Origin of the sequence: Pseudomonas sp. 06C 126 (assembly GCF_001855215.1) — a bacterium.
In the GTDB taxonomy this organism is placed as follows: domain Bacteria; phylum Pseudomonadota; class Gammaproteobacteria; order Pseudomonadales; family Pseudomonadaceae; genus Aquipseudomonas; species Aquipseudomonas proteolytica.
Map to the genome: position 1 here is coordinate 89112 of NZ_MIFU01000066.1, position 13263 is coordinate 102374.

12 protein-coding genes, 4 tRNA genes and 1 riboswitch are annotated in these 13263 nt (G+C 58.9%); of the genes, 4 read left to right on the top strand and 12 right to left on the bottom strand.

Annotation, left to right across the window (positions count from 1 at the left end; translation table 11 throughout):
* Nucleotide 1 precedes the first annotated feature (1 nt).
* A tRNA-Arg gene (locus tag BHC62_RS07775) sits at nt 2-78 on the bottom strand.
* Nucleotides 79-408: 330 nt separating this feature from the next.
* Between BHC62_RS07775 and BHC62_RS07780 the strand changes: the two genes are divergently transcribed.
* The 3 genes from BHC62_RS07780 to BHC62_RS07790 all read left to right on the top strand — a co-directional run bounded on the left by BHC62_RS07780 (nt 409) and on the right by BHC62_RS07790 (nt 1551).
* Nucleotides 409-633, top strand: coding sequence for a hypothetical protein (locus BHC62_RS07780; RefSeq protein WP_029294477.1), 225 nt, complete (start codon nt 409-411; stop codon nt 631-633).
* 11 nt (nt 634-644) lie between these two features.
* The gene (locus BHC62_RS07785; RefSeq protein WP_070994674.1) at nt 645-824 is read left to right on the top strand and encodes a PA3371 family protein; all 180 of its coding nucleotides are present in this window, start codon (nt 645-647) and stop codon (nt 822-824) included.
* A 400-nt stretch (nt 825-1224) separates the two neighbouring features.
* Nucleotides 1225-1551 carry an Arc family DNA-binding protein gene (locus BHC62_RS07790; protein WP_029294475.1) on the top strand — a complete coding sequence of 109 codons (327 nt, stop codon included), beginning with the start codon at nt 1225-1227 and terminating at the stop codon, nt 1549-1551.
* Nucleotides 1552-1717: 166 nt separating this feature from the next.
* Here BHC62_RS07790 and mgtE read toward each other — a convergent pair whose 3' ends face one another.
* The 8 genes from mgtE to ltaE all read right to left on the bottom strand — a co-directional run bounded on the left by mgtE (nt 1718) and on the right by ltaE (nt 9509).
* On the bottom strand, nt 1718-3160 hold the full coding sequence (mgtE, locus tag BHC62_RS07795) for a magnesium transporter (protein WP_029294474.1): 1443 nt from the start codon (nt 3158-3160) through the stop codon (nt 1718-1720).
* A 380-nt stretch (nt 3161-3540) separates the two neighbouring features.
* Nucleotides 3541-3617, bottom strand: a tRNA-Arg gene (locus BHC62_RS07800).
* A 72-nt stretch (nt 3618-3689) separates the two neighbouring features.
* Nucleotides 3690-3766 (bottom strand) — tRNA-Arg (locus BHC62_RS07805).
* 108 nt (nt 3767-3874) lie between these two features.
* A tRNA-Ser gene (locus BHC62_RS07810) sits at nt 3875-3965 on the bottom strand.
* Nucleotides 3966-4027: 62 nt separating this feature from the next.
* Nucleotides 4028-4216: a carbon storage regulator CsrA gene (gene csrA / locus BHC62_RS07815; protein ID WP_003178872.1), complete on the bottom strand. Its 189-nt coding sequence runs from the start codon at nt 4214-4216 to the stop codon at nt 4028-4030.
* Between the two features lie 183 nt (nt 4217-4399).
* Nucleotides 4400-5641 (bottom strand): aspartate kinase, encoded by a 1242-nt coding sequence (locus tag BHC62_RS07820; protein ID WP_029294469.1) that lies wholly within the window; start codon nt 5639-5641, stop codon nt 4400-4402.
* 97 nt (nt 5642-5738) lie between these two features.
* On the bottom strand, nt 5739-8357 hold the full coding sequence (gene alaS, locus BHC62_RS07825; protein ID WP_070994675.1) for an alanine--tRNA ligase: 2619 nt from the start codon (nt 8355-8357) through the stop codon (nt 5739-5741).
* 147 nt (nt 8358-8504) lie between these two features.
* A complete protein-coding gene (gene ltaE / locus BHC62_RS07830) occupies nt 8505-9509 on the bottom strand; it encodes a low-specificity L-threonine aldolase (protein WP_070994676.1) in 1005 nt (334 codons plus the stop codon).
* A 209-nt stretch (nt 9510-9718) separates the two neighbouring features.
* Nucleotides 9719-9888: riboswitch (FMN riboswitch) on the top strand.
* 115 nt (nt 9889-10003) lie between these two features.
* Here ltaE and BHC62_RS07835 point away from each other — a divergent pair.
* Nucleotides 10004-10513 (top strand): 6,7-dimethyl-8-ribityllumazine synthase, encoded by a 510-nt coding sequence (locus BHC62_RS07835; protein ID WP_029294462.1) that lies wholly within the window; start codon nt 10004-10006, stop codon nt 10511-10513.
* A 54-nt stretch (nt 10514-10567) separates the two neighbouring features.
* Here the strand turns inward: BHC62_RS07835 and astE are convergent, their stop codons facing one another.
* Genes astE through astB form a run of 3 tightly spaced genes read right to left on the bottom strand, consistent with a single transcriptional unit; the run spans nt 10568 to nt 13245 of the window.
* The gene (astE, locus tag BHC62_RS07840; RefSeq protein ID WP_070994677.1) at nt 10568-11572 is read right to left on the bottom strand and encodes a succinylglutamate desuccinylase; all 1005 of its coding nucleotides are present in this window, start codon (nt 11570-11572) and stop codon (nt 10568-10570) included.
* Nucleotides 11573-11584: 12 nt separating this feature from the next.
* Entirely contained in the window at nt 11585-11875 is a 291-nt protein-coding gene (locus BHC62_RS07845) for a hypothetical protein (protein ID WP_029294458.1), read from the bottom strand.
* 23 nt (nt 11876-11898) lie between these two features.
* Nucleotides 11899-13245 (bottom strand): N-succinylarginine dihydrolase, encoded by a 1347-nt coding sequence (astB, locus tag BHC62_RS07850; protein WP_029294455.1) that lies wholly within the window; start codon nt 13243-13245, stop codon nt 11899-11901.
* Nucleotides 13246-13263: the final 18 nt, after the last annotated feature.

The window sequence follows — 13263 nt, forward strand, 5'->3', positions numbered from 1 at the left end:
GTGGTGTCCCAGGGCCGGTTCGAACGGCCAACCTTCCCCTTAGGAGGGGGATGCTCTATCCAATTGAGCTACTGGGACTAATGACAGGCGCAGAGCCAAATTGCACTGCGACAGACGGCGTGCATGTTAACGGCCAAGGTGAGTTTTGTCATGTCGTCCGTCAGCTTTTTAGGCGTAAGACTCCACCACTCCAGACCCACGGCCGGCCCAGGTCCACAGGGCTGCCAAGTCTCATCGTGCAAAATGCACTAACACAAAAGGCCATCATTGCATCTTGCAACGAGCAGCACTTGCGAATCGTTTATAAACTATTGTTTTTAAAGGATTTTTATCAACTTAGAAGCTGGCACGATGACTGCACTCTTTACCTTATCAATCTGTCCTGCACATGAACACGGGGAAACACCCATGAACAGCACCCTCCTGCTTCTGAACGCACTGGCCCTGGCCGTCCTCGTGATGTTCCAGTTTCAGAACAGTAGCGACAGCGATGCGGCACAGCTCAGCCACACAGGCAGCCACCAGACCCAGCAACGAGCACAATTGGCGGTGATGACAGCCAATGGCCAACCCTCTGTCCAACTGGCACAAGGTGCGCAGGCCGCCAGCACTTCTGAACACTGGATTTTCTAAGCGAGCCGATCATGACCAAGACCACCTGGTTGCTTCTTTCCCTGACAATCGCCACCGGTATCCTGGGGATCAACGCAACGTCGAATTATTGGCAGATCCTTTCTCTGAGCGCCTGCGCCGTCTTCGCCAGCGCATGGGTGATTGCCGCGATTGTCGGGCGCCGCTTCAAATTCGACCCGGTCCTACGCTGAATAGCCGGTTCACCCTCCTCGCTCCAGCCCCGCCTATCGCCCGACCTTATGTCGCCTCGGCTCGCAAATCGGCCATTTGCCACTAGTCTTAAAATTAAGGGCAAAAGGCCACATTGCTATAGGATGTGCGCCCGAAAACCCTCTCGCGTCGAGAGCCCGCGCCGCGTTTACGGCGTGGAAAAGTTTTCCAACCAGTCCGCAAATTTGAAAATGAGTACTGGCATAACGCCTTTAGTAAGTTCAATATTTGTCACAGAATTGACGCCAAGGAACTGGCAAATTTGAGGCATGATGCGGCCTCTTTGCAATTCAGGTTGAACATTTGTTCGCAAGCCTTGTCCTAACACACATCTTGCGGCCAATTCCAAAAACCGCTCCCCTGAACTAACCGGTTAAATATATGCGCCCATTGAAACAGGCAATTTATTCCAGCCGTACGGCTGACAAGTTCGTCGTACGTCTGCCAGACGGAATGCGGGAACGCATTGCCGAGGTGGCTCGCAATCATCACCGCAGCATGAATTCTGAAATCATCGCGCGCATGGAGCAAAGCCTTATTCAGGAAGGCGCGTTGGGTGACGAACTGAGCATGCGCATGGACAGCCCGGAGCTGTCACTGCACGAACGCGAGCTGCTGCAGCGGTTTCGCCAACTGTCCCACCGTCAGCAAAATGCGCTTGTGTCGCTGATTGCCCATGACGTCGAGGCAGCCGCAGAAGCCGAATAATCGGCAACTGAAAGCTGAAGCCAGCCTTGCGCTGGCTTTTTTTTGCCTGGAATTTAGGGACGACGCGCGAAAACCAAGGGGACCGATTTTCTATTGGTGCCCGGCGTTATCGTTAACGATTTTCGCGAGCAAGCTCGCTCCTACAGAAGTGGGAGCGAGCTGCGGGTCAGAGCAGGAAGATCGTCGCCAAGCCCAGGAAGATGAAGAAGCCACCACTATCGGTCATGGCGGTGATCATCACACTGGCGCCCATCGCAGGGTCGCGCCCAAGGCGTGCCAGGGTCATGGGGATCAATACCCCCATTAACGCTGCCAGCAACAGATTGAGCGTCATGGCCGCTGTCATGACCACCCCCAGGGACCAACTGCCATACAGCAGATAGGCCACCACACCAATGACACCACCCCACACCAGGCCATTGATCAGACCCACCGCCAATTCCTTGCGCATCAAGCGCGAAGTATTGCCCGTACTCACCTGATCCAGGGCCATCGCCCGTACGATCATGGTGATGGTCTGATTACCCGAGTTGCCGCCAATACCGGCCACGATGGGCATCAGCGCTGCCAACGCCACCAGCTTCTCGATAGAGCCCTCAAACAGGCCAATCACCCGCGATGCAATGAACGCAGTGACCAGGTTGACCGCCAGCCACGCCCAACGGTTGCTCAGGGATCGCCAGACTGACGCAAAAATATCTTCCTCTTCACGCAGACCCGCCATGTTGAGGACTTCGTTTTCGCTTTCTTCACGGATCAGGTCGACCATCTCGTCGATGGTCAAACGGCCGATAAGCTTGCCGTTCTTGTCGACCACCGGGGCCGAGATCAAGTCATAACGCTCAAATGCCTGGGCGGCATCATAGGCATCTTCATCTGGATGAAAACTGACCGGGTCGCTGGCCATGACCTCGGCCACCTGCTTGTCTGGATCATTGACCAGCAGGCGCTTGATCGGCAGCACGCCCTTGAGGATGCCTTCATAGTCGACCACAAACAGCTTGTCTGTGTGCCCCGGCAGTTCCTTGAGGCGCCGCAGGTAACGCAGGACAACTTCCAGGCTGACATCCTCACGGATGGTCACCATTTCGAAGTCCATCAGCGCACCGACCTGCTCCTCGTCATAGGACAACGCGGAGCGCACTCGCTCACGCTGCTGGCCGTCGAGGGTCTCCATCAGCTCATGGACAACGTCACGGGGCAGTTCAGGGGCCAGGTCGGCCAGCTCGTCGGCGTCCATCTCCTTGGCCGCAGCCAGGAGCTCGTGATCGTCCATGTCGGCGATCAGGGTCTCACGCACCGAGTCGGATACTTCAAGGAGGATGTCGCCATCGCGATCAGCCTTGACCAACTGCCAAAGCGTCAGACGGTCGTCCAGCGGCAGGGCTTCAAGGATGTAGGCAACGTCGGCAGAGTGCAGGTCATCGAGCTTGCGCTGCAATTCGACGAGATTCTGCCGGTGGACCAGGTTCTCGACCCGGTCATGATGAGGACCTTCCTGGCGATGGGTCAGATCTTCGACCACACGCTGGCGATGCAGCAGCTCGACGACTTGCGCCAGGCGATCCTGCAGGCTTTCTTGTGTTTTCTTTACTTCTACTTCGGTCATAGGCGAACTCCACTCCCAGCAGCGGGGCACGCCGGAGGGATCAATCAGTCAATTCATGATTGGTAAAACGGGGTACTGAGTAACTACTGGGTAAGTCCATGGAGGTATTCCACAAGCCCCGGCGGGGCTGACGGGCGCAATGATACACGTTGCGCCCGCTTTAAACGTTAAAAAACTGGAAAGAACAAGCGCTTGCGCAGCAAAGCTGAGTATTGGCCGCACGTATGAAACTGCGACGACACCGACAGAAAAGAAAACACATAGGCGAGAGAAAAACATGCGCGACCGAGATAGGCCCAACAAAAAACACTCGACCCGCAACAGGAAAATAAAAACCCCAGACGGCAAAAAGCCCGCACTAGGCGGGCTTTTTGTTTGTATGGTGCACTCGACAGGATTCGAACCTGTGACCGCTCGGTTCGTAGCCGAGTACTCTATCCAGCTGAGCTACGAGTGCAGATTGTGGTTTTATACCAGATCACAACTGGTTGGAGCCAAGTTACCTGCATTGCTGCAACTAACTCTTAAATGGTGCACTCGACAGGATTCGAACCTGTGACCGCTCGGTTCGTAGCCGAGTACTCTATCCAGCTGAGCTACGAGTGCATTTGTTGCCGCGCATTATAGGCCGTTCAATCTCTATGTAAAGCTATTTTTTCGTTTAATTTCAACAACTTAGCGAAAAAACCAGATTGCAACGTACTAAGCAAATAATGGCGGAGAACGGGGGATTCGAACCCCCGACACCCTTTTGAGGTGTACTCCCTTAGCAGGGGAGCGCCTTCGGCCACTCGGCCAGCTCTCCGCAACACGGGGCGTATATTAACCAGCTTCATCCCCGTTTGCAAACATAAAAAACGATAAAAATTAATGGCTTGGTTCGTCGTCCTTCTCTTTCTTGATCCGCAGGTAGATTTCCTCACGGTGGACGGCCACCTCTTTGGGGGCATTGACCCCAATCCGCACTTGATTGCCTTTGACGCCAAGCACGGTCACGGTGATTTCGCCATCACCAATAATCAGGCTTTCTGCGCATCGACGAGTCAGAATCAGCATACCTTTCTCCTCACGCATTTCATTTCGGGAACAACAGTCTGCAAAAAAAGGCCTTAGCCCCATGACCCAGCGGCCATGACCCTACATGCCTAAGTATTGTCGAGCACGGACAAAAGAACAGGCCTGCACCCTCACCCGACAAAAAAGAAAGGCGCGGATCAACCGCGCCTTCCTGGCAACGCGTTACTCGCCCTGTCGAGCCGGCGCGTCCAGTTCGAAAGCGGTATGCAGTGCACGCACAGCCAGCTCTAGGTACTTCTCTTCGATCACCACCGACACCTTGATCTCCGAGGTGGAGATCATCTGGATATTGATGGTCTCCTTGGCCAGGGATTCGAACATGCGGCTGGCAACACCCGCATGGGAGCGCATGCCCACACCGACGATCGACACCTTGGCGATCTTGGTGTCGCCCACCACTTCACGGGCGCCGATCTCCTTGGCAGTGTTCTGCAGGATACGTTCGGCCGCGTCGTACTCGTTGCGGTGCACAGTGAAGGTGAAGTCGGTGGTGTTATCGTGCGCAACGTTCTGCACGATCATGTCGACTTCAATGTTCGCGCCACTGATCGGCCCGAGAATCTTGAATGCCACGCCCGGGGTGTCTGGCACGCCACGGATGGTCAGCTTGGCTTCATCGCGATTAAAGGCGATGCCGGAAATGATCGGCTGTTCCATGGATTCCTCTTCATCAATAGTAATGAGGGTGCCCGGACCCTCTTTAAAGCTGTGCAATACGCGCAGCGGTACGTTGTACTTGCCGGCGAACTCCACCGCACGGATCTGCAGCACCTTGGAGCCGAGGCTGGCCATTTCCAGCATCTCTTCGAAGGTGATCTTGTCCAGGCGCTGGGCCACGGACACCACGCGCGGATCGGTAGTGTAGACGCCGTCCACATCTGTGTAGATCTGGCATTCGTCAGCCTTCAAGGCTGCCGCCAGCGCCACACCAGTGGTGTCGGAGCCACCACGGCCCAAGGTCGTGATATTGCCGTGCTCGTCAACGCCCTGGAAACCGGCGACAACCACTACGCGACCGGCCTTCAGGTCACCACGAATCTTCTGGTCGTCAATCTGCAGGATGCGCGCCTTGGTATGCGCGCTGTCTGTCAGGATCCGTACCTGAGTGCCAGTGTAGGACACCGCCGGAACGCCACGCTTGTTCAGCGCCATGGCCAACAGGGCAATGGTCACTTGCTCGCCCGTGGACACGATCACATCCAGCTCACGTGCCAGCGGAGCTTGATCACCGCTGATTTGCTTGGCCAGCTCGATCAGGCGATTGGTCTCGCCGCTCATGGCCGACAGCACCACAACCAGGTCGTCGCCCGCATCGCGGAATTTCTTAACCTTGTCGGCGACCTGCTCGATTCTTTCGACAGAGCCGACCGAGGTGCCTCCAAATTTCTGTACGATCAAAGCCATTTCTAAGCCGCCTCAGCCCGTAAAGGGGCGCCCAATAAACAAATCTTCCAGTACCTAGGCAAGCCCATGCCTTAAGCATGGGCCCGCCGACAGCGCCTTAAATACCGGCTTCGACAAATGGCACGGTCAGGGCCAGCGCCGCGTCCAGGGCTCCAGCGTCTACACCACCGCCTTGCGCCATGTCCGGACGACCGCCGCCCTTGCCGCCCACTGCCGCAGCAGCTTGCTTCATCAAATCACCGGCCTTGAGTTGGCCAGTCAGGTCCTTGGTTACACCGGCAACCAGTACGACCTTTTCCTCATGGACACTGCCGAGCAGGATCACTGCGCGGCCGAGCTTGTTCTTCAACTGATCAACCAAGGCCAACAACGCCTTGCCGTCCTGACCGTCCAGGCGTGCGGCCAGAACCTTCACGCCCTTGATGTCCAGTGCCGAGGCCGACAAGTCGTCGCCCGCTGCGCTGGCCGCCTTGGCTTGCAACTGCTCCAGCTGTTTTTCCAGCAGGCGGTTGCGCTCCAGTACGGCAGAGAGCTTGTCGATCAGATTGTCACGGCTGCCCTTGACCAGGGTCGCCGCTTCCTTGAGTTGTTCTTCGGCCGCATTGAGATAGGCCAGGGCCGCAGCACCGGTCACTGCCTCGATACGCCGTACACCGGAAGCCACACCGCCTTCGCTGATGATTTTCAGCAGGCCGATGTCGCCGGTGCGCTTGGCATGGATACCACCGCACAGCTCCACGGAGAAGCTGCCGCCCATGCTCAGTACGCGTACGTTGTCGCCGTATTTCTCGCCGAACAGCGCCATGGCGCCTTTGGCCTTGGCGGTCTCGATGTCGGTTTCTTCGGTTTCCACCGGGGTGTTCTTGCGCACCTCGGCGTTGACGATATCTTCCAGGGCCTTGATCTGCTCAGGCTTGATCGCTTCGAAGTGGCTGAAGTCGAAGCGCAGGCGCTGGCTGTCGACCAACGAACCCTTCTGCTGGACGTGCTCGCCCAGTACCTGGCGCAGCGCGGCGTGCAGCAAGTGGGTGGCCGAGTGGTTCAGCGCAGTGGCGTGGCGCACGTCGGCGTCCACCTGGGTTTCCACTGGCGCGCCCACCAGCAGGCTGCCCGACGCCAGTACACCGTGGTGCAGGAACGCGCCGCCGGTCTTGGTGGTGTCACGCACATCAAAACGACCGGAGGCTGCCTTGAGCACACCACAGTCGCCAATCTGGCCACCGGATTCTGCGTAGAACGGCGTCTGATCAAGGACCACCACGCCCTCATCGCCTTCATTCAACACATCAACCGATTGGCCTTCTTTATAGAGGGCAACCACCTTGGCCGAACCGTTGGTGGCGGTGTAACCGGTAAATTCGGTGGCCACGTCAACCTTCACCAGGCTGTTGTAGTCCATGCCAAAGGAGCTGGCCGAACGTGCGCGCACGCGCTGGGCTTCCATCTCGCGCTCGAAACCGGCCTCGTCGAGGGTCAGGTTGCGCTCGCGGGCGATATCGCCGGTCAGGTCCATCGGGAAGCCGTAGGTGTCGTAGAGTTTGAACACCACATCACCCGGCACCACGTCGCCTTTCAACTCGGCGAGGTCTTGCTCGAGGATTTTCAGGCCCTGCTCCAGGGTCTTGGCGAACTGCTCTTCTTCAGCCTTGAGCACGCGCTCAATGTGCGCCTGGTTCTCGGTGAGCTCGGGGAACGCCTGGCCCATCTCGGCCACCAGGGCCGCGACGATCTGGTAGAAGAAGCTGCCGCTGGCGCCCAGCTTGTTGCCGTGACGGCAGGCGCGACGAATGATGCGACGCAGCACGTAGCCACGGCCTTCGTTGGATGGCAGCACGCCATCGGCAATCAGGAAGCCGCAGGAACGAATGTGGTCAGCCACCACTTTGAGCGATGCCTGGTCGTCGTTGGCGCAGCCGATGGCCTTGGCCGCCGCCGCCAGCAGGCTTTGGAACAGGTCGATTTCGTAGTTGGAGTGCACGTGCTGCATCACCGCACTGATCCGCTCAAGGCCCATGCCGGTGTCGACCGACGGCGCTGGCAACGGATGCAACACGCCATCGGCGGTGCGGTTGAACTGCATGAACACGTTGTTCCAGATCTCGATGTAGCGGTCGCCGTCTTCCTCTGGCGAGCCCGGTGGGCCGCCCCAGATGTCGGCGCCGTGATCGTAGAAGATCTCGGTGCACGGGCCGCACGGGCCGGTATCGCCCATGGTCCAGAAGTTGTCGGAGGCGTACGGGGCGCCTTTGTTGTCGCCGATACGCACCATGCGCTCGGCCGGCACGCCGACTTCCTTGGTCCAGATGTCGTAGGCCTCGTCATCGCTGGCGTAGACCGTGACCCAGAGTTTTTCCTTCGGCAGTTTCAGCACGCCAGTGAGGAAGGTCCAGGCGAAGTTGATCGCGTCTTGCTTGAAATAGTCGCCAAAGCTGAAGTTGCCGAGCATTTCGAAAAAGGTGTGGTGACGGGCGGTATAGCCGACGTTTTCCAGGTCGTTGTGCTTACCACCGGCGCGCACGCACTTCTGGCTGCTGACAGCACGGGTGTAGGCGCGTTTTTCCTGGCCCAGGAAGCAGTCCTTGAACTGGTTCATCCCCGCGTTGGTGAACAGCAGGGTTGGGTCATTGCCTGGGATCAAAGAGCTGGAGGAGACACGGGTGTGACCTTGCTCTTCGAAGAAGCGAAGGAAGGCTTCACGGATTTCTGCGCTTTTCATTAGGTTCTTCCACGGAGGCTGCGGCCAAAGGCCAGTGCGCAACATCAATCAGACGGAGCGACGGCAAAGGGCCGCATTATATCGGCCCTTTGCCCGTGGTACAGCGTGTTTATACGATAGAAACAGTCAATTAGACGGTCTGCACTGTCATTTCCGGGAAAACTCGACAAATGTCGCCAACACTTGTTCGATCTGTGCCCGGCTGACGTCCAGGTGCGTGACCATGCGCAGGCGCGGCGCCGCACTCAACTTGATCCCGCGCTCCTCGGCAAAGGCTTTCAGCGCCTGGGCCTGCTCGCCGATCTGCACGTAGACCATGTTGGTCTGTACCGGCTCCACGCTATAACCGGCCTTGCGCAGCTCGTCGCCCAACCACAAGGCATTGGCGTGATCTTCGGCCAGGCGTGCCACCTGATGGTCCAGGGCATACAGCCCCGCCGCTGCCAGCGAACCGGCCTGGCGCATGCCACCGCCGACCATCTTGCGCAAACGGCGAGCCTTGGCGATCAACGCACTGGAACCGCACAGCACCGAGCCCACCGGCGCGCCAAGGCCCTTGGACAGGCATACCGAGACCGAATCGAAATGCTGGGTAATCTCCCGCGCATCCACACCCAGCTTGACCGCTGCGTTGTACAGGCGCGCGCCGTCCAGGTGCAGGGCCAGGCCATGCTCACGGGTAAACGCGCGTGCGGCAGCCAGGTAGCTGATGGGCAGCACTTTGCCCTGCATGGTGTTTTCCAGGGCCAACAGCCGGGTGCGGGCGAAGTGGAAGTCATCCGGCTTGATCGCTTCTGCGACCTGGGCCAGGTCCAGCGAACCGTCGGCCTGGACTTCCAGGGGCTGCGGCTGGATCGAGCCCAGCACCGCCGCGCCGCCGCCCTCGTATTTGTAGGTGTGGGCTTGCTGGCCGACGATGTATTCCTCGCCCCGCTCGCAGTGAGCCATCAGCGCCAGCAGGTTGCTCATGGTACCGGTAGGCACGAACAGCGCTGCGGCAAAGCCCAGGCGCTTGGCCAGTTCGGCCTCAAGGTGGTTGACGCTGGTGTCTTCACCGTAGACATCATCGCCGCTCGGCGCGCTGGCCATGGCATCGCGCATGCCTGGGGTGGGTTGGGTCACGGTGTCGCTACGAAGATCAATCACGGACATCAAGCTGGCCTCTGCGTGTGGGGAGTTCCCTGTTGTAACCGATTACTGCGGGTATCACGGGCAAATATCAACCCCTGCCCTTGTAGGATTCGGCTTGCCGGCTCCTACAGGGGCTGCCCGCAAACCTGTCGATAGTCGATATCAACAAGCACCCTATGCAGTTTTTCGAAATGTATGGTAAAAACTCTCCGCTGCCAGGGTTCTGGTGGCAACGTTCTCAGGGCGGGGTGTAATTCCCCACCGGCGGTAATTGCGTGCAATACGCATAGCCCGCGAGCGCTTGGCGCCTCGAACTGCTTATGCAGGACGGCGGCAAGGTCAGCAGACCCGGTGTGATCCCGGGGCCGACGGTCATAGTCCGGATGAAGAGAGAACGGGATTGGCGCCTAAGGGCCGTGTGCGAGAAATCATGCCTGGCATGATCGATTCGGCCGTACCCTTAAATCCCATTCGATTCATAACGCCCTGTTTTTTTCATAAACAGGAGTCAGAACATGCAACCCACCGCAATCGACAGCAAGAGCAAAAACCATCACGGTGAGCGCGTCGCGTTTATCCAGGCTTGCTGGCACAAAGATATTGTTGATCAGAGCCGTAAAGGCTTCCTCGCCGAAATGATCGCCCAGGGCTACCAGGAATCGGATATCGATTTCTTTGAAGTCGGCGGCGCCTTTGAAATGCCCCTGCACGCCAAGCTGCTGGCCAAGTCCGGCCGCTACGCCGGCATCGTCGCCGCCGCGCTGGTGGTGGACGGTGGGATCTACCGCCATGAATTCGTCGCGCAATCGGTGGTCAGCGGCCTGATGCAGGTGCAGTTGGAAACTGAAGTGCCAGTGTTCTCGGTGTCCCTCACCCCGCATCATTTCCACGCGGGCAGCGAGCATCACAACTTCTTCTTTGAGCACTTTGTGCACAAGGGCAAGGAAGCCGCGCAGACCTGTGCCGATACCCTGCACAAGATCCGTGCGATCCGCCGCAATGAGCCACGCGCCTTAGCAGTCTAAGCCGCACCGCAAAACCAATTGTGGGAGCGGGCTTGCTCGCTCCCACAATTGGATCTAGGCCAGGCCGGCGTCTGTGGTCGGCACAATCAGGATACCTGCCCGCAAGCCATTCTTGACCTTGGGGTTGGGGAAGATGATGCGCGCGCCCTCCTCCTCGATCACCCAGCGGGTCTTGGCAATGTCCTCGGCCAGCAGATAGCCCTTCTCCAACTCCGAAAAATTCTCCACGTCCGCCGGCAAATGCAGGGTGAAGGCGTCGCTGTGCTTGATCACTTCCCGGGCCACGCTGAACAACTTCAGGCCGTCCAGGCCCTCGGTGGCCGGCTCGTTGCCTTCGATGATCTGTATGAGGCGGGTTTCCAGGCGCGATACATCCACCCCCTGGTTCTGCCCGAATGGCCGGGCCTTGCCCAACTCCAGGGTGAACGACTCAGCGCCCAGTTGCTCGTAGGTAAACGCGGTGAAGGTAATGGAGGTCTTGTTCTGCAACAGCACCGCTTCCATCCCTGCCGCCCGCAGGCGGGCCAGTTCGGCGCGGGAGTGCTGGCGCCCTTCTTTGAACGGATAAAGCGCGAACTGCTCGATCTTCGAGCCACGAATCGCCGTATGCAGGTCGTAGTGCAAACGACTACGGTCAGGCACGCTGAAGAAGGTACGGGCCAACTGTTCAAGCTCGGCCGCGCGCATCGCTTCCGGGCCGATGCTTTGTTCGTGACGGCCATTGAACAGCCGGTTGACGTCCTGTTCGAGGTAACGCTCGCCGCGACGCATGGCCTCGGGGTTACCGAACAGGAACAGAATACGGGTGCGGGGCTTGATCTCCCCACGGGCGATGCCATGCAGCAAGCGGTCGGCCAATTCGATCGGCGCGGTTTCGTTGCCATGGATGCCGGACGACAGCAGCACGTCGGCGCCGTTGTCCCGGGCTTGGGGAGGCCGCACTTCGAGTGCGCCCTCACTGAGCCAGCGCATCTGCACGCCGTCGACAGTCAGTTGAATTTTTTGCGCCGGTTCACGACCGGCGAGGGTCAGTTCAAGCAGTTTGCCGAGGGCGAGCATAGAGCAGCTTCCTTAGTGGTTGCAGCCTGGGCCGTGGACGTGATCGTCGTCATCACCTTCAACATCGGCCGGTTCCATTTCCAGCTGCAGGCTCATCAGATTGGTGGCCAGGGGACGCATCAGCAGGTTGGCGTATTCGGCATCACCTTCTTCCACATCCACGCCGATCAGCAGTTGGCCACGGCCGTCGTGCTGGATCCAGATTTCCTTGCCCTGCCATACCACGGCCAGGCGAGTGCAGGAGGTTTCCAGCTGGGTGCCGTCGGTGTCTTCAAGGATCAGCTTCAGGGTATCGGTGGTCATAAATAGGTCTCAGCCGTGGGGTATTAATTGATCTGGAAAGGATAAACCGCGCCCAGTTTAAGGATTTGCGTCAGTTCATCCAATGCCGTGCGACATTCGAGCAGCAACTGCGGGTCAGCCAGGTCGGTTTCGCGCAGGCTGTCGCGGTAGTGCTTGTCGACCCATTGGGTCAACGTTTCATACAGCGGTGCAGTCATGATAACCCCTGGATTGACCGCCGCCAGTTCACTCTCCTTCAACGCTACGCGCAAACGCAGGCAGGCCGGACCACCGCCGTTCTGCATGCTTTGCTTGAGGTCGAAGACTTTGACTTCGCCGATCGGCCCGCCGGAGCTGGTCAGGCTTTGCAGGTAGTGCCAGACGCGCTCGTTGTTGCGGCACTCTTCGGGCACGATCAGCAGCATCGACCCGTCAGCACGGCTCAGCAACTGGCTGTTGAACAGGTAGGAGCGCACGGCGTCTTCGACACTGACCAGGGCGCGGGGTACGCAGATCGCCTGGAAGTTGCCGCCGACCTTGCCCAGCTTGGCCTGCAGTTCAGCGAGCATCTGGTCGGTATTGAGGAACGCATCCTCGTGATAGAACAGCACTTCACCGTTGCCCACAGCGATCACGTCGTTGTGGAACACCCCGGCATCAATCACCGCCGGGTTCTGCTGGCCGTAGACCACCCCGTCATCCTGCAGGCCGTGCAGGCGCGCAACTGCCTGGGACGCTTCGAGGGTCTGGCGCGCCGGGTACTTTTGCGGCGCCGGGTAGCGCGTGTCGAACGCACTGCGGCCAAACACGAAAAACTCCACGCCCGCCTCGCCATATTCGCGGCAGAAACGCGTGTGGTTGGCCGCGCCTTCGTCACCGAACTGCGCCACCGCCGGCAACGCGGCGTGGTGGGCGAAGTGCTGCTGATCGGCAAACATCGCCCCCAGCACGCGGCTGGTGGTCGGGTGTTCGATGCTGCGGTGGTATTTGCAGTTGAGGTTCGCGGCAGTGAAATGCACACGCCCGTCAACGGTGTCGGCGCTCGGGCTGACGGTGGCGGCATTGGCCACCCACATGCTCGATGCGGAACAACTGGCAACCAGCAACGGCATGGCTTGCTTGGCCGCCTGCTGGATCACCTGGGCATCGCTGCCGGCAAAGCCAAGGCGGCGCAGCGCGGCCACATCCGGACGTTCCTGGGGCGCCAGTACACCTTGCACAAAACCCATGTCCATCAGGGCTTTCATTTTCGCCAGGCCCTGCAGCGCCGCTTCCTTGGGGTTGGAGGATTGCTGGCTGTTGCTCTGGGACGCGACGTTGCCGTAGGACAAACCGCCGTAGTTATGGGTCGGCCCCACGAGACCGTCAAAATTGACTTCACAGGATTTCATCGGCGAGGCTCCACGAAC